At 59.5% G+C, this 17764-nt stretch carries 11 protein-coding genes; all 11 read left to right on the forward strand.

Annotation, left to right across the window (positions count from 1 at the left end; translation table 11 throughout):
• The first annotated feature begins 3 nt into the window (after positions 1-3).
• The 11 genes from FKG95_RS24235 to acs all read left to right on the forward strand — a co-directional run bounded on the left by FKG95_RS24235 (position 4) and on the right by acs (position 17678).
• Positions 4-1323: an HlyD family type I secretion periplasmic adaptor subunit gene (locus FKG95_RS24235; RefSeq protein WP_142899024.1), complete on the forward strand. Its 1320-nt coding sequence runs from the start codon at positions 4-6 to the stop codon at positions 1321-1323.
• Positions 1324-1564: 241 nt separating this feature from the next.
• Positions 1565-2161, forward strand: coding sequence for an ANTAR domain-containing response regulator (locus FKG95_RS24240; RefSeq protein WP_142899025.1), 597 nt, complete (start codon positions 1565-1567; stop codon positions 2159-2161).
• A gap of 3 nt (positions 2162-2164) precedes the next feature.
• On the forward strand, positions 2165-3394 hold the full coding sequence (locus FKG95_RS24245) for a CmpA/NrtA family ABC transporter substrate-binding protein (protein WP_142899026.1): 1230 nt from the start codon (positions 2165-2167) through the stop codon (positions 3392-3394).
• Positions 3395-3753: 359 nt separating this feature from the next.
• On the forward strand, positions 3754-5151 hold the full coding sequence (locus tag FKG95_RS24250; RefSeq protein ID WP_142899027.1) for a CmpA/NrtA family ABC transporter substrate-binding protein: 1398 nt from the start codon (positions 3754-3756) through the stop codon (positions 5149-5151).
• Between the two features lie 85 nt (positions 5152-5236).
• Positions 5237-6316, forward strand: a complete 1080-nt coding sequence (locus FKG95_RS24255) for an ABC transporter permease (protein ID WP_142899028.1) — start codon at positions 5237-5239, stop codon at positions 6314-6316.
• Positions 6317-6326: 10 nt separating this feature from the next.
• On the forward strand, positions 6327-8093 hold the full coding sequence (locus FKG95_RS24260) for an ABC transporter ATP-binding protein (protein WP_142899029.1): 1767 nt from the start codon (positions 6327-6329) through the stop codon (positions 8091-8093).
• A gap of 8 nt (positions 8094-8101) precedes the next feature.
• The gene (nirB, locus tag FKG95_RS24265; protein WP_425456776.1) at positions 8102-10552 is read left to right on the forward strand and encodes a nitrite reductase large subunit NirB; all 2451 of its coding nucleotides are present in this window, start codon (positions 8102-8104) and stop codon (positions 10550-10552) included.
• Positions 10549-10896, forward strand: coding sequence for a nitrite reductase small subunit NirD (gene nirD, locus FKG95_RS24270; protein ID WP_142899030.1), 348 nt, complete (start codon positions 10549-10551; stop codon positions 10894-10896). The genes nirB and nirD overlap by 4 nt, the downstream gene beginning before the upstream one ends.
• The gene (locus FKG95_RS24275) at positions 10896-13574 is read left to right on the forward strand and encodes a nitrate reductase (protein ID WP_142899031.1); all 2679 of its coding nucleotides are present in this window, start codon (positions 10896-10898) and stop codon (positions 13572-13574) included. The genes nirD and FKG95_RS24275 overlap by 1 nt, the downstream gene beginning before the upstream one ends.
• The gene (gene cysG, locus FKG95_RS24280; RefSeq protein WP_142899032.1) at positions 13546-15048 is read left to right on the forward strand and encodes a siroheme synthase CysG; all 1503 of its coding nucleotides are present in this window, start codon (positions 13546-13548) and stop codon (positions 15046-15048) included. The genes FKG95_RS24275 and cysG overlap by 29 nt, the downstream gene beginning before the upstream one ends.
• A 653-nt stretch (positions 15049-15701) precedes the next feature.
• Positions 15702-17678 carry an acetate--CoA ligase gene (acs, locus tag FKG95_RS24285; protein ID WP_142899033.1) on the forward strand — a complete coding sequence of 659 codons (1977 nt, stop codon included), beginning with the start codon at positions 15702-15704 and terminating at the stop codon, positions 17676-17678.
• Positions 17679-17764 lie beyond the last annotated feature (86 nt).

A 17764-nucleotide genomic window follows, 5' to 3' on the forward strand; every position in this document is an offset into this window, starting at 1 on the left:
CTCATGGCGCAGGGTTCAAACAACGCGGATATGACCGCCCCAACCAATCCCTGGCCGTCGATTATCGTCGGTTTCATTGTCGTTTTCGGCGCGCTGGGCGGCTTTGGCGCCTGGTCCGCCCTTGCCAACCTCTCGAGCGCCGTGGTGGCGCAGGGGACAGTCAAGGTCTATTCGAACCGCAAGAAGGTTCAGACGCTCGAAGGCGGCGTCGTCACGGAACTCGCGGTCAAGAACGGCGACCGGGTCGAAGTCGGCGACATTCTTGTGACGCTGGACCGCACCCGCGCCGCGGCTTCGCATTCGATCATGCAGAGCAATTACGACACTTCCCTGGCCGTGGTTGCCAGATTGCGCGCGGAACGCGACGGTCTCGAGAACATCGACTATCCAGAAGGCCTGGCCGAGCGCCTGGAGGGGACGAGCGTCAGCGAGATCATTTCGGCGCAGGAAAAGCTCTTTTCGGTTCGCCGGGCGGCTTTGAACGGACAGACCGCAATCGTCCGGGAACGGATCGGGCAGCTCGAGGAAGAGATCCAGGGTCTCAATGCGCAGGTCAGTTCCAAGGACCGTCAGCTCAAGCTGATCGAGGAAGAGCTTTCGGGGCTGCGCGAGCTCTACAAAAAAGGCTTCACGACCCGGACCCGCATTCTGTCGCTGGAGCGTGAAGCGGCCAGCCTGGGCGGCGAGCGGGGCGAACATCTGGCCGCAATTGCCCAGTCCAGGCGCCTGATCGGCGAAGCGCAACTTGAGATCGTTCAGGTTCAGAAAACCTTTAACGAAGAGGTCGTCACGGAACTCCAGCAAAAAGAGAGTGAGCTTTTCGATCTGGAGGAGCGCCTGAACGCGACCAACTATTCGCTGGAGCAGACTCAGATTACCGCGACGGCAAAAGGACTGGTTGTCGGTCTGGCGGTTCATACAGTCGGCGGCGTGCTGCAGCCTGGCGAGACTCTGCTGGAAATCGTGCCGGAGAATGATCTCCTGATCGTGGAGGCAAAGGTCCTGCCGATCGATGTCGACAACATCCAGATCGGTCTGGGAGCAGACGTTCAGTTTACGGCCTTCTCGCAAAGAACCACGCCCAAGCTCCACGGCGACGTGATCTATGTTTCGGCAGACAGCCTGACCGATCCGGATACGAAGGCGCCATACTTTGCCGCCCGCATTGCGATCCCGGAGGAGGAGGTTGCGCGCCTTGATGACAAAACCCTGCAGCCGGGCATGCCCGCGGACGTTTTGATTATCACGGGTGACCGCACACCGATGAACTATCTGATCAAGCCGATCAAAGAGAGTATGGATAAGGCCTGGCGGGAAGATTGACTGGATCATTCGCGTGGCTGGAACGAGGCCAGGTTGAGGACTCCTATTCCTTGATGGTCCTGACCGGCCCTGACCGGCTCTGCACCATCTCCCTCGATTGATTTGCCTCAGAATTTGTCTCGGTAGGATCAAGCGCACGCCCCGGACATCCGCTGCTGACTGCAGGCCCGGACCGCAGTTTCGCCGAATCGCGCATATTTTTTTGCGTTGCACAATTTTTTCGCATGCGCACAATAATTCGATGTCCAACGCGCAGCTCTCAGTTCTTGTCATCGATGAAAATCGGATACGGGCTTCCATCATCGAAGCGGGTTTGCGCGATGCCGGCCACGATCAGGTGACGCTGGTAAGTGATGTGCAGGCGGTCGCGCTGCGGATTAGAGATCTTGAGCCCGATGTGATCGTGATCGACCTTGAAAATCCGAACCGGGACATGCTGGAGAACATGTTTCAGCTCTCGCGCGTGGTCAAAAGGCCGATCGCAATGTTCGTCGACCGCTCCGATCAGGCCTCCATCGAGGCTGCGGTCGAGGCGGGTGTCTCGGCCTATGTTGTCGATGGCCTGCGGCAGGAGCGGGTCAAACCGATCCTCGATATGGCGATCAGCCGCTTTAATGCCTTTTCACGGATGGAAAGCGAATTGGATGCGGCGCGCAGCGAGCTTGCGGAACGCAAGGTGATCGAGCGGGCAAAGGGAATTCTTATGCGAACGAAGTCCATTGATGAACAGGAAGCCTACGCCTTGCTGCGTAAGACCGCCATGAACCAGAATCGGCGCCTATCCGAAATTGCGCAAAGCCTGGTGACCGCCTCCAGCCTGCTCGATCCGGAGGATTAGTCTGTGCCCGCACCCCATTTGCACGAGATCCGCGCTGGTTTCCTGCCCCTCCTGGACTCCGCCATTCTGGTCGCGGCACGGGAAAAGGCTTTTGCCGAGGACGAGGCAATCAACCTGACGCTGATCCGCGAAAACTCCTGGGCGAACATCCGGGACCGCATGGCGGTCGGGCACTTTCAAATCGCGCATATGCTGGGCCCCATGCCGATTGCCGCGCGCTTGGGTCTGACACCCCTGCAGCTTGATGTCATCGCACCCATGGCTCTCGGTCTGGGCGGCAACGCGGTGACGATTTCCGTGGATCTCGCCGAGGCAATGGCTGGTCATGGGGGCCTTTCGGGCCTTCATGCCGCGGTAAGCGTGGAGCGTTTGGCGCAGGTTGTCAGGGACCGCAAATCGGGACATCGACCGCCGTTGAGTTTTGCCGTGGTGCACCCCTTTTCGGCACACAACTACGATCTGCGTTACTGGCTCGCAGCGGGCGGCATCGATCCGGAGCAGGATGTGCAGATTGTCATCGTTCCGCCTCCGCTCATGGCTGACGCGCTTAAATCCGGTCAAATCGACGGGTTTTGTGTCGGTGAGCCCTGGAACAGTCTTGCGGTATCGTTGGGTGCCGGTGTCATTGCGACGACCAAGTCGGCGATCTGGCGTTCGAGTCCCGAAAAGGTCCTCGCCGTCTCTTCAAGCCTCGAAGTTGAGGAGCCGGATCTATTGGCGGCTATCCTGCGCGCCCTCTATCGTTCCGCCGAATGGTGCGGTCATGCGGATCATCACGAAGAACTCGCGGCTCTCCTGGCGCGCCCTGAATATGTTGGTCTGGATCAAAAGCTCCTCCTGCCGGCCTTACAGGGCAGGCTGCGACACCGGGGCGGTGATGTTGCGAAGGTTCAGGACTTTTTTGTTCCCTTCGACAAAGCCGCCACCTTTCCCTGGCAGAGCCACGCGCTTTGGTTTTACAGCCAGATGGTGCGTTGGGGGCATGCGACCTGGAACCTCGAGGACGCTCAAGGTGCGGCACAAGTCTATCGCCCGGACCTCTATCGTGCCGCGGTTTCCCCCCTGGGCGCGGCGGTTCCCGCGGCCAATTCAAAAGTCGAGGGCGCGCTGCAGACACCCACCCATGTCGGGTCGTCCGAGGGCAGCCTGATCCTGGGGCCCGACGGCTTCTTCGATGACAGGATTTTCGATCCGGAGCAGGTCGAAGCCTATGTGAAGGAGCAACAGGTGTGACGCAACGTCTGCCGTGTTTATTTTTGCCGCAGTGCACAAAAAATGATCAGAGCGACTTCCTCTTGTGCAGATGCGAAGGTGATATTTCTCCGGTCATGGTACACGCGCTTTGCTTCAAGCATCTGAATTCAAACGAAAGATCTTAAAAGTTTCAAGTTGGCACGGATCCTGCTGAGGTAACTCCAGTTCCCCACGAAGGAACATAGATTTCGCGTCCAACGACGGGCGCATCAGGCAAAGCCGCCGAACTGGTCTCGTATTCCCACTCCTCCCGGGATGCGCCGACTGGTTTGGCGGTTTTTTTTGTTTCTAACGGGATTGCTCGGCCGACCGTGAAAGTGGGCCAGACAGGAGATGAGATGCTTCCAAAGACCAGAAAACTAAGAGCGCTTTTAACGGCGGGCTTGACCGCCTTTACCGCTGCGGCGACAGCCTTGCCCGCCATGGCCGAAATGCTCGACGTCGAAAAGGATGAACTCAAACTCGGCTTTATCAAGCTGACCGATATGGCGCCCCTGGCGATTGCGTATGAAAAAGGCTTCTTCGAGGACGAAGGTCTGTTTGTCACCCTGGAACCGCAGGCCAACTGGAAGGTTCTTCTGGACCGGGTGATCACCGGCGAACTCGATGGTGCGCATATGCTGGCTGGTCAGCCGCTGGCCGCGACGATCGGCTTTGGGACCAAGGCGCATATCGTGACGCCTTTCTCCATGGACTTGAACGGCAACGGCATCACCGTCTCCAACGAAGTCTGGGCGATGATGAAGGAACACATTCCCCATGAAGACGGCAAGCCGGTGCATCCTATCAAGGCGGATGCCCTGAAACCGGTTGTCGAGCAGTTCAAATCGGAGGGTAAGTCCTTCAACATGGGCATGGTCTTTCCGGTCTCCACTCATAACTACGAGCTGCGGTACTGGCTGGCTGCCGGGGACATTCATCCCGGGTTCTATTCGACAACGGATGTGTCCGGACAGATCATGGCCGAAGCCCTTTTGTCCGTGACGCCGCCGCCGCAGATGCCTTCCACTCTGGAAGCCGGAACGATCCACGGTTACTGCGTGGGCGAGCCCTGGAATCAGCAGGCGGTGTTCAAAGGGATCGGGGTTCCGGTCATCACCGATTACCAGATCTGGAAAAACAATCCCGAGAAGGTTTTCGGCCTCACCAAAACCTTTACCGAAACGAATCCCAACACCACGCTTGCCTTGACCAAGGCTCTGATCCGCGCGGCGCAGTGGCTCGACGAAAACGACAATGCCAACCGCGCAGAAGCGGTCGAGATTCTGGCGCGGTCGGAGTATGTGGGCGCCGATGCGGAAGTCATCGCCAACTCCATGACCGGAACCTTCGAGTACGAAAAGGGCGACAAGCGCGCGGTACCGGACTTCAACGTGTTCTTCCGTTACTACGCGACCTATCCCTACTACTCCGATGCCATCTGGTATCTCACGCAGATGCGCCGCTGGGGTCAGATCGCAGAACACAAGGACGATGCCTGGTATGACGAGACGGCGAAGTCCGTTTATCTGCCGGACATCTACCTGAAGGCCGCGCGCATGCTGGTCGACGAGGGTTACGTGAGCGAAACCGACTTCCCGTGGGAGAGCGATGGCTACCGCGCACCGACCCCTGCCGCCGACATCATCGACGGCATTCCCTACGACGGAACCAAGCCTAACGCCTATATCGACTCTCTTTCGATCGGCTTGAAGTCCAAGCAGGTGGTGGCCGGGAACAAGCTTGTCGGCGGCTGACGAAAGCCCGCGAGCGAGTCAACAGCAGGCCGGTTTCACGCCGGCCTGCTGAACCAGAAAACAGAATGACGTAAGGACGACCTTCATGGCCAATGCGACCGATGCCATCGACGCCCGGCAAAGCTCTGCGACCCGCGAGCGGTTCTTTTCCGCCATCAATCGGGCCAGTGTCTGGCTGGATGCGCTGGGTTTTTCCTGGCTGACGCCGATCCTGAAGATGATCGCCGGCGACAATCCGCGCGAACAGGTCGGTGAACTGACCCGTGTTCTGGTCATTCCACTCCTGGGTATCGCGCTCTTTCTGCTGGCCTGGAGTAGTCTAGCGCCGCAGGTGCAGACCTCTCTGGGCGCCATTCCGGGGCCTGCGCAGGTCTGGGAGCAAGCCGAGAACCTCTGGGAGGATCATCTGCGCGAGCGTGAAAAGGCGGCAGCCTTTTACGAGCGCCAGGATGTCCGCAATGCAAAGCTGGTAGCTGCGGGGAAGGCAGAGAAGGTCAAGCATCGAAACTACACCGGCAAGCCGACATACCTGGATCAGATTCTGACGTCCCTGTTCACAGTCGGACTGGGGTTCTTGATTGCCACGATCATTGCCGTTCCCATCGGGATCGCTTCGGGGTTATCGAAGACTTTCAACGGCGCCATCAATCCCCTGATCCAGATTTTCAAACCGGTCTCACCGCTGGCCTGGTTGCCGATCGTGACCATGGTGGTCTCCGCGCTCTACGTGAACCCCACCGGGCTGTTGCCAAAATCCATGCTGATTTCGGCGGTGACGGTCACGCTCTGCTCGCTCTGGCCGACACTGGTCAATACGGCATTGGGTGTTTTGTCGGTCGACAAAGACCTGATGAATGTCGGGCGTGTTCTTCAACTGCCCACGCGCAAGACCATCACGAAAGTGGTGATGCCCTCGGCGCTGCCGTTGATCTTTACCGGGCTGCGTCTTTCGCTCGGCGTGGGCTGGATGGTGTTGATCGCGGCGGAGATGCTGGCCCAAAACCCGGGCCTGGGGAAATTCATCTGGGATGAGTTCCAGAACGGCTCTTCCCAGTCGCTCGCCCGGATCATGGTCGCGGTGATCACCATCGGCCTGATCGGTTTCATGCTCGACCGGGTGATGTACGCACTGCAGCGCGCCTTTACTTTCTCGGCCAACCGGTGAGGAGGGCGCTATGAGCATTCTCGAAATCTCGAGCTTGTCCAAACACTACGGTGAAGGGACCGAGCGCACAGAGGTTCTCTCCGATGTGAACCTGAAAGTGAACGAGGGCGAGTTTATTGCGATTGTCGGCTTCTCCGGTTCCGGCAAGACGACGCTCATCTCGGCGCTTGCGGGCCTGATCGAACCTGACCAGGGCGGCGTCATCTTCAAGGGCAAGGAGATTGATGGCCCCGGGCCGGAGCGGGGCGTGGTTTTTCAATCCTATTCCCTGATGCCCTGGCTGTCGGTTCAGGCCAACGTCGCGCTGGCGGTCGATAGCGTCTTTACCTCCAGACCGAAGGCCGAACGGCGGGAGATTGCGGACAGGTATATCGAGATGGTCGGCCTGGCGCCGGCCCGCGACCGTAAGCCCGCCGAACTCTCAGGCGGAATGCGCCAACGCGTGGCGGTCGCCCGCGCGCTTGCCATGCAGCCGGAAGTGTTGCTGATGGACGAGCCGCTATCAGCGCTTGACGCCCTGACCCGGGCGAAGCTTCAGGACGAGTTCGCGGCCATTTCTCAGAAAGAAAAGAAGACCATCATCCTGGTCACCAATGACGTGGACGAGGCTATTCTGCTGGCCGACCGGATCATACCTCTGAAGCCGGGGCCCAAGGCGACCCTGGGCAAGGAATTCAAGGTCGACTTGCCGAAGCAGCGCGACCGGGCCGCGATGAACAGCGATCCTGCCTTCATCGAGCTCCGTGCCGCCGTCACCGAATACCTGATGGAAGTCGGCTTGGAACGCAGCGCCGATGTGGAGCGCGACATCGTGCTGCCCAACATCGTTCCCATCACACAGGCTCAAGAGCAGCCGAGTGCAGACCTGCCCGTGGCGTATCAGCGGGAATCGGACTCCCCACGGCAGGAGCGCTACCTGGAATTCAGTCAACTCAAAAAAGTATATCCCACTCCCAAGGGGCCGCTGACGGTGGTTGACGGCTTCGATCTGAAAGTCGAGAAGGGCGAGTTCATCACCCTGATCGGGCACTCCGGCTGCGGCAAGTCGACGGTCTTATCCATGGTTGCCGGCCTGAACGAGATCACCCGGGGCGGCATCATTCTGGACGGGACGCATGTGACCAAGGCCGGACCCGACCGCGCGGTTGTCTTTCAGGCACCATCGCTGATGCCCTGGTTAAGCGCCTACGACAATGTCGCGCTTGGGGTCGACCGGGTCTATCCGCGCGCCAGCCGTGCCGAACGCAAGGATGTCGCCGAATACTACCTGAGCCGTGTCGGTCTCGCGGACTCCATGCATAAGATGGCCGCGGATCTCTCCAATGGCATGAAGCAGCGGGTCGGCATCGCACGGGCGTTCGCCTTATCGCCTAAACTCCTGCTGCTCGACGAGCCCTTCGGCATGCTGGACAGCCTGACTCGCTGGGAGCTTCAGGACGTTCTAATGGATGTCTGGAAGCGCAGCAAGGTCACGGCCATTTGCGTCACCCACGACGTCGATGAAGCGATCCTGCTGGCCGACCGCGTGGTGATGATGTCGAACGGCCCGAACGCCAGGATCGGCAATATTATGAAAGTCGATTTACCCCGGCCCCGGTCGCGCAAGGAACTGCTGGCACACCCGGACTACTACGCGTACCGGGAAGAACTCCTTGGCTTCCTCGATGCCTACGAGGGCGGGGCGCACCCGGACGAGGAGCAACTGAAATCCATTCAAGAAAAGCGAGCCAAACGGCTTGCGCGGCAGCATTCATCTGCCGTGACAAGCGCGGCTTGAGGGAGGCGATGATGAGACAGAAACTGGTCATTATCGGCAACGGGATGGCTCCGGGCCGGATGCTGGAACATCTCTTTGAGCGGGCGCCCGAAACCTACGATGTCACGATCTTTAATGCCGAGCCACGCGTAAACTACAATCGCTTGATGCTGTCGCCGGTGCTTTCGGGCGAGAAAAGCTATCAGGATATCGTTACGCATGATGACGACTGGTACGTCGCCCACGGTGTGACGCTGCACAAGTCGGCGAGAGTCGAGACGATCGATCGCAACCGCAAAAGGGTTACGTCGGCAACCGGTATTTCCGCGGACTATGACAAACTGGTCATAGCCACCGGATCCAATCCCTTCATCATTCCCATTCCCGGGCACGACCTGGAGGGTGTGCTGGTTTACCGGGATCTGGACGACGTTGAGCGCATGCTCGCGGCGGCGGATGCGGGCGGACGGGCCGTGGTGATCGGCGGCGGCCTCCTGGGTCTCGAGGCTGCGGCCGGACTTAAGGCACAGAGCATGGAGGTGACGGTCCTGCACCTCATGTCGACACTGATGGAGCGTCAGCTTGATCCGGCCGCCGGATACCTGCTCGAGAAAGCCTTCGAAGAACGTGGGATCGAGGTGGTCACTCAGGCCAACAGCAGTGAAATTCTCGGGCGTGATGGGCAGGTTTCCGGCGTGCGCCTGGAGGACGGAACAGAGATTGACGCCGCCATCGTCGTTATGGCGATCGGCATCCGGCCCTCGGCGAAACTGGCCGAAAACTCGGGGCTTAATGTTGGCCGGGGCGTTGTGGTTGGCGATGACATGCGGACTTCCGATCCCGATATCTTTGCGCTTGGAGAGTGCGTCGAGCATCGCGGTCAGTGTTACGGCCTCGTTGCGCCGCTTTACGAAATGGCGGGTGTGCTCGCGGATCAGCTGGTTGGCGGCGAGTCTCTCTACACCGGATCCGTCACGGCGACCAAATTAAAGGTCACCGGCATCGATCTTTATTCCGCGGGCGATTTTGCCGAAGGCGAGGACCGGGAAGAGATCGTACTGCGCGACGCGGCCGCAGGGATCTATAAACGCCTGGTGCTCAGGGACAACCGGATTATCGGCGCTGTGCTCTACGGGGAGACCGGTGACGGTCCCTGGTTCTTCGATCTGCTCAAAAAACAACTCGATATCGCGGAGATGCGGGAGACGCTGGTTTTTGGTCAGGCCTATCAGGGAGGGCCCCCACTGGACCCTATGGCGGCCGTTGCAGCCTTGCCGGATGATGCAGAGATCTGCGGCTGTAACGGCGTATGTAAATCCAAGATCGTCGAGAGCATTACCGACCTGGGTCTGAGTGGGCTGGACGAGGTCCGTACCCACACCAAGGCTTCAGCGTCCTGCGGAACCTGTTCCGGTCTGGTGGAGCAGCTCTTGGGCCTAACCTTGGGTGACAGCTATTCACCCGCCGCGGTTCGGCCGCTCTGCGCCTGTACGGATCTGGGGCACGACGAAGTGCGCCGCCTGATCAAGGCCAAGGCGCTCAAGTCGATTCCCGCCGTCATGCAGGAACTGGAGTGGAAGAGTTCCTGCGGCTGCGCCAAGTGCCGGCCCGCGCTCAACTACTACCTGGTATCGGACTGGCCGGACGAATATGCCGACGATTATCAGTCCCGCTTCATCAATGAGCGCGTCCACGCGAATATCCAGAAGGACGGAACCTATTCCATCGTGCCGCGCATGTGGGGCGGCATGACTTCGTCGAGGGAACTGCGGGCCATTGCCGATGTGGTCGATAAGTTTGCGATTCCCGCAGTCAAGGTCACAGGCGGCCAGCGTATCGACATGCTGGGCATCGAGAAGGAAGATCTGCCGGCCGTCTGGGCCGACCTGGGCAAGGCAGGTTTTGTCTCCGGGCACGCCTATGCAAAGGGTGTGCGCACAGTGAAAACCTGTGTCGGGACTGACTGGTGCCGCTTCGGCACGCAGGATTCGACCGGGCTTGGCATTCGCATCGAAAAATTCGTCTGGGGTTCCTGGACGCCGGCCAAACTTAAAATGGCCGTCTCCGGCTGCCCGCGCAATTGTTCCGAGGCCACCTGCAAGGATGTCGGCGTGATCTGTGTCGAGAGCGGGTTCGAGATTCACTTCGCCGGTGCCGCCGGCCTGGATATCAAGGGCACCGAGGTTCTGGGCCTGGTCAAAACAGAAGATGAGGTGCTCGAACATATCGTCGCGCTGGTGCAGATGTACCGCGAGCAGGGTCACTATCTCGAGCGGATTTACAAATGGGCGGCGCGGATCGGCGTGGAGGAAATCCGCCGGCAGATCCTGGAGGATACCGACCGGCGCGAAGCCTACTTCGACCGCTTCGTATTCTCTCAGAAGTTTGCGCAGGTCGACCCCTGGTCGGAACGCGTCTCGGGCCTGGACAAGCATGAGTTTAAGCCCATGGCCACCTTGTCTCTGGAGGCAGCGGAATGAGTGCGGTGTTTGATGGCTGGGTTAAAGTCGGCAAGCTCGGCGATGTGCCACGCCGTGGCGCGCGCTGTATCAAGAGCGGCGATGTGACGATCGCGATTTTCCGGACGGCCGATGACCGTGTCTTTGCCCTGGAAGACCGCTGTCCGCACAAGAATGGTCCGCTCAGTCAGGGGATCGTCCATGACGGCTGTGTGACCTGTCCTTTGCACAACTGGGTGATCTCTCTCGAAAATGGTGAAGCCCAGGGGGCAGACAGCGGACGCTCCGCAAGCTTCAAAGTGAAACTCAAGGGGGATGACATTCTTCTGGATTTGAAGGACGTGCATCGGGCAGGACGACGCTGATGAAGCTGGCGCCTTCCGACTGCAGGACCGTCAAAACGACCTGTCCCTACTGCGGTGTGGGCTGCGGCATTCTTGCCCGCAGAAATGAAGAGGGTACGGTCACTATCTCAGGTGACCCCACGCATCCGGCCAATTTCGGGCGGCTTTGTTCCAAGGGCGTTGCCCTGGGTGAAACCCTTGATCTTGAAGGCCGGCTGCTCACGCCGGAGGTGAATGGCGCATCCGCGACGTGGGATGAGGCTTTGTCTCTGGTTGCTGAGCGTTTTAGTGCGGCGGTTGCCGAGCACGGACCAGAGTCCGTCGCCTTTTACGTCTCGGGCCAGTTGCTGACCGAAGACTACTATGTCGCCAACAAGCTGATGAAAGGCTTCATCGGCTCGGCGAACATAGACACCAATTCCCGGCTCTGCATGGCGTCCAGTGTTGCGGGGCACCGGCGAGCCTTCGGATCGGACACGGTGCCGGGCTGTTATGAGGATCTGGAGCTCGCTGATCTGATCGTGCTGGTCGGATCGAACCTCGCCTGGTGCCATCCGGTTCTTTACCAGCGGATCGTCGCGGCCAAGGCGGCTCGGCCTGAGATGAAAATTGTGGTGGTGGATCCGCGCCGTACGGTGACCGCCGATACAGCCGACTTGCATCTCGCGATCGACCCGGACGGCGACGTAGCGCTGTTCTGCGGCCTTCTCAGTCATTTGAAAAATGCCGGCGTACTTGATGAGGCCTACATAGCCAATCATACGGAAGGCCTGGATGCGGCCCTTGCCGCGGCGGATATCGGACCGGAGCAGGTCGCATCGCAGACCGGTCTGACGCTGGACGAGATTGAGCGCTTCTACAGTCTTTTTGCGGCCACGGAAAAAACGGTCACCCTCTATAGCCAGGGCGTCAACCAGTCGGTTTGCGGGACCGACAAGGTCAACGCCATCATCAATTGCCACCTTGCGACCGGCCGGATCGGCCGTCCCGGCATGGGCCCTTTTTCGATTACCGGACAGCCCAACGCCATGGGCGGGCGCGAAGCGGGCGGCCTGGCGAATATGCTGGCGTGTCATATGGACCTTGAACGCGACGATCACCGGTCACTGGTGCGCGACTTCTGGCAATCGCCCGTCATCGCGGATCGGGCAGGCCTCAAGGCCGTCGAACTGTTCCAGGCGGTTGCCGACGGTCGCATCAAAGCCCTCTGGATCATGGCGACCAATCCGGTCGACAGTCTTCCTGATGCGGACGGAGTGCAGGCTGCCATCGCCTCCTGTCCTTTCGTGGTCGTCTCCGATCTGCTTGCCGAAACCGACACTGCCCGCCATGCCCATGTGAAGTTACCCTCCACGGGCTGGGGTGAAAAAGACGGTACCGTGACCAACTCCGAGCGACGTATTTCGCGGCAGCGAGCCTTCCTGCCTGCTCCGGGAGAGGCCAAGCCGGATTGGTGGCAAATGGGACAGGTCGCGCAGCTTATGGGGCATCATGAGGCGTTCGATTATCCCGATCCTGCATCGATTTTTCGCGAGGTTGCCGCGCTCTCGGCGCAGGACAACGCAGGGGCCCGCGACTTCGACATCGGTGACTGCGCCGACATGACGTTGCACGATTATGAGAGGCTCGAGCCCTTTCAGTGGCCGCGTCCAAAGGACACTGCGCCCGGAGATGCGCGCTTCTTTGCCAAAGGCGGGTTCTTCACGGCGAACCGCAAGGCACGTTTCGTGCCGGTCGCGCCCGCTGGACGTGAGATCTCCGAAGCTTCTCCGCAATTCAGACTCAACTCCGGTCGGGTCCGCGATCACTGGCACACCATGACCCGGACGGGAAAGAGCGCACGGCTCTCCGCGCATACCGCTGAGCCCTTCGCCGAAATTCATCCCGATGACGCATCACGCCTGGGGATCACAGAAGCCTCCATCGTCGAAGTGATAAGTGGTGACCACAAAGCCCGCCTCCGGGCTCTGATTACGCGGCGTCAAAAAGCAGGACGGCTTTTTGTGCCGATGCACTGGAACGGCCTCTTCGCGTCCGCCGCACGTATCAATGCCTTGATCCCGCCGGTCATGGACCCGCATTCGGGGCAGCCGGCCCTGAAGAGCGGGCGTGTCGCGATACGACCTTTCAAAGTGGGTCTCTTTGGCTTTGCGGTTTCCAGCAATAAGCCCGACCCCAACGGCTGCGATTACTGGGCGCTGGCACGCTGCAAGGGCGGTTGGCGGCTCGAATTCGCGTTGACGCGCACCACCGACGACATCGATGGTTTCGCAGCAAGACTGTTCAGAGAAGCTGCGGCCCAACAGCTGGAGACCCTGGCCTACAGCGACCGGGAAAAACACGACGAGCGGCGCGCAAGTTTTGATGGAAGTCGTTTGCTCAACGCCCTCTATCTCTCGGCGGAACCCGTAGCCGTGTCCCGTCTTTGGGCGGCCGAGCAATTGGACAAGGGTTACGATCTGCGTCAGTCACGTTACCGCATCATCGCCGGCAGGCCATTGGGAGACGGTCGCGACCCGGGCGCTATCGTCTGTTCCTGTTTTGGCGTCGGCGCAAAGGATATCGGGGCTGCCGTGCGCAGCGGCAGTTCCTCCGTAGATGCGATTGGCCGGGCTCTGAAGGCCGGAACGAACTGCGGCTCCTGCCGCTCGGAAATACAGGAGATTGTCGATGCAGAGTCTGTCGTTGCTGCCGAATAACCGGGAGGCGGGGGCCAATCGTCCAGCGACGCAGCGCATCGCGCCACTCGCGACAGTGCCGCTATTCTTCAAGCTGGAAGGCAAGAAGGTTCTGGTGGCTGGCGGGTCTGAAGCGGCTGCCTGGAAAGTCGAACTTCTGACAGCCGCGGGTGCGCGGGTTCATCTCTATGCCGAAAGGCTCGATTCCGGCTTTCGTCCGCTTTTGAGAGACAGCACGCAACCAGGGCACATCGTTTGGCACCGGCAGGCATGGAAAGATGAGAGCTTCTGCGGGGCCGCTGTCGCGATTGGCGATATCGCGGGTGATGAAGAGGCGGACGCATTCTGGCGGGCGGCGAAGGCCTCGGGCGTACCGGTCAACATCATTGATAAACCGAAGTACTGTGCCTTTCAGTTCGGATCGATCGTTAACCGCTCGCCGGTGGTGATCGGCATCTCAAGCGATGGATCCTCGCCTATTCTGGCGCAAGCGATCCGAAGACGCATTGAAACCCTGATCCCCCCGTCGCTGGCGAACTGGGCCAGGATTGCCAAAGCTCTGCGCGGGGAGGTTTCCGGCCGGCTGACATCGAAACGGCCAAGGCGTTGGTTTTGGGAGCAATTCTCCAGCCTTGCCTTTGGAGTGCCACCGGGTCCAAACACCGAGGAAACTCTGCTGGCAGAGATCCAGCGTAAATCCCGGGCGCAGGGACCGGAATTCGGGCAGGTGACCCTGGTTGGCGCCGGACCGGGTGATGCTGAATTTCTGACGCTGAAGGCGGTTCGGGCCTTACAGTCCGCGGATGTCATCCTCCACGACAATCTGGTTTCCGACGAAGTGCTTGAACTCGCCCGACGAGAAGCAAAGCGCATGTTGGTCGGTAAGCGTGGTGGCCGGGAAAGCTGCCGTCAGGAGGGCATCAACGAGATGATGGCGAAGCTGGCAAAGGCGGGTAAAAACGTCGTGCGGCTGAAGTCCGGCGACCCGATGGTGTTCGGCCGAGCGGGAGAGGAAATCGAATGGCTGCAAGACCAGGGCATTTGCGTCTCGACGGTTCCCGGTATCACTGCGGCCGCGGCGATGGCATCTGCGCTCGGAATTTCTCTGACCCATCGTGATCATGCCCGATCGCTGCGTTTCGTAACCGGCCACTCGCGCAAAGGCATGCTTCCTGATGACATCGACTGGCGCGCAGTAGCTGATCCCAAGACCACCACCGTTTTTTACATGGGACGGGGGACAGCCGCTCAGATCTCCGAAACGCTGATTGACAACGACATGGACCCGGCAACGCCCGTGGTTGCCTGCGCTGGATTGTCGCGAGCGACGCAAAAGACCTGGTTCGGCAACCTCGAGAAGCTTGGCGCAGGCGTTCAGGCGCTTCTCACGGATGAACCTGTCCTCATCGGCGTTGGATCTGTCTTCGGTGTACAAGAGAGGGATTGCCGCATTCCTGGGTCAAATGCGAAGACCAGGATCAGCGCCGGCCTTTAGCGGTCATCCAGCTGGTGTTCATTTGAGAGCAAACGGGTCTTAAAGGTTCTGGTCCGGTTTACAGCTTCTCTGTAACCACCCGTAACGGCGGTTGCTCACTTCGACCGGAGTTCGGCCTGGTCGATTGGTTCGCCATCAAAGTATCTTCTTGCAGTTTTGGTGATACTGCCGCGCTCGCCCATGCGCCCCCGGATCCCTTGTGCCGTGAGAGAAGTCTCAGCGCTTAGCCGGGCATTGAGCCAAATGAAGTGGGGCTTCGAGCTACAGAGTTCTCATTCCCGGCATTTAGGCCTCGAGCTTTGACAATGCCACCTGGTTGCCTGTTCCGGGCTCTACGCCTGAACGGATTTGATGGAGTGGATTGCGCCAAAAGCTCGTGATGGCCTCTAAAAACGTGAATTTGTGCGCCGCAACTCGGTTGCGGTTACGGCAGAGTCACCTGAATTCCGGCGGACGAAAGCTTTAAGGAGCCCCGGTTTACTGTCGGCGGCTGTTTCAACTCTTGGAAGAATTTTACAAAAAATATATATAGGCCTGTTATTTTTTGACAAATAAGATGTTGAAGATAAACAAATATTTGATTTTTTGACCAATGTTTGTTTTTCTATTGGTTAACGAAGCTTAAGACTTCGAGACCCTATGGAGGAAGCAATATGACGCAGGCACCAACGATCGATTCCGCGCATAGCGATACTGTTCCCGTTCCCGCCTCTGCTGCGACGCAAACCCATGCCGATGCCGCGACATACAAGGCGATGTACGCTGCGTCGGTGTCCGACCCTGAAGGTTTCTGGCGCGAGCAAGGGCGCCGGCTGGACTGGATCAAGCCCTACAGCAAGGTCAAGAACACTAACTTCCAGATCCCCGATGTGTCGATCAAATGGTATGAAGACGGCACGCTGAACGTCGCGGCCAACTGCATCGACCGGCATCTGGCAACGCGTGGCGACCAGACAGCAATCATCTGGGAGCCGGACGACCCCGCCACGCCTGCGCAACAGATTACATACCGCGCGCTTCATGATCAGGTTTGCCGGATGGCGAACGTCTTTAAGGCCCAAGGCGTTGGCAAAGGGGACCGTGTGGTGATCTATCTGCCGATGATTCCTCAGGCAGCCTACGCGATGCTGGCTTGTGCTCGAATCGGCGCCATCCACTCCATTGTCTTTGCCGGCTTTTCACCGGACGCGCTTGCCAACCGGATCAACGACAGCGAGGCCAAGCTCGTCATCACGGCGGACGAAGCGCCGCGCGGCGGCCGGGTCACGCCGCTCAAGTCCAATGCCGACGCCGCGCTGCTGCATTGCTCGGACAAGGTTAAGTGTCTGGTGGTCAAGCATACCGGCGGCCAGACCACCTGGGTCGAAGGCCGAGATGTGGATGTGTTGGCAGAGATGGCCGCCGTGAGTGGCGATTGCGTGCCGGAAGAAATGGCCGCCGAAGATCCGCTCTTCATTCTTTACACATCAGGTTCGACCGGCAAACCGAAGGGCGTGGTGCATTCGACGGGCGGTTATCTTGTCTACGCCGCCATGACTCACCAGTACACCTTCGACTATCATGACGGCGATGTTTTCTGGTGCACAGCTGACGTCGGCTGGGTGACCGGGCACTCCTACATCGTCTACGGACCGCTCGCCAATGGCGCGATCACCGTAATGTTCGAGGGCGTGCCGACCTATCCCGATGCCAGCCGCTTCTGGCAGATTTGCGAGAAGCATAAGGTCAACCAGTTCTACACCGCACCAACCGCGATCCGTGCGTTGATGGGACAGGGCGAGAGCTTCGTGGAAAGCTGTGATCTCTCTTCGCTGCGGGTTCTTGGGACGGTCGGCGAGCCGATCAACCCGGAGGCCTGGAACTGGTACAATACGGTTGTCGGCAAGGGCCGTTGTCCCATCGTCGACACCTGGTGGCAGACCGAGACCGGCGGACACATGATCACGCCGTTACCCGGAGCGACTCCGACAAAACCCGGCTCTGCGACAACCCCCTTCTTCGGGGTGCAGCCGGTGGTGCTGGAGCCGCAGTCCGGGGCCGAGGTGACAGAAACCAAGGCGGAAGGCGTGCTTGCGATCAAGGACAGCTGGCCGGGGCAGATGCGCACGGTCTGGGGCGATCACGAGCGCTTCATGTCGACCTACTTCTCGAACTACGCGGGTTACTATTTCGCCGGTGACGGCTGCCGCCGGGATGAGGATGGGTATTACTGGATCACCGGACGCGTGGACGATGTCATCAACGTGTCGGGCCACCGGATGGGTACCGCCGAAGTCGAGAGTGCTCTGGTTGCTCATCCCAAGGTCGCTGAAGCCGCCGTTGTCGGCTATCCCCACGATATTAAGGGACAGGGTATCTATTGCTTTGTCACACTGATGGCTTCGGAGGCGCCCTCGGAAGAACTGCGCAAGGAGCTCCGCACCTGGGTCCGCACGGAGATCGGCCCCATTGCGAGCCCGGATCTGATTCAATGGGCACCGGGCCTGCCAAAAACACGTTCCGGCAAAATTATGCGCAGGATCCTTCGCAAGATCGCCGAAAACGATTTCGGTGCGCTCGGAGACATTTCGACACTCGCTGAGCCACAGGTTGTCGATAACCTGATCGAGACTCGAATGAACCGGGACTAGAGGCTGCAGCCCTTGTGCGGCCGCAGGTGATGGGCGGCTTCAAAACAGCTGTGCTTCTAAAACGCTTTGCAACCACAAGGAATCGG

Origin of the sequence: Denitrobaculum tricleocarpae (assembly GCF_007004665.1) — a bacterium.
Classification (GTDB): Bacteria; Pseudomonadota; Alphaproteobacteria; order Kiloniellales; family Kiloniellaceae; genus Denitrobaculum; species Denitrobaculum tricleocarpae.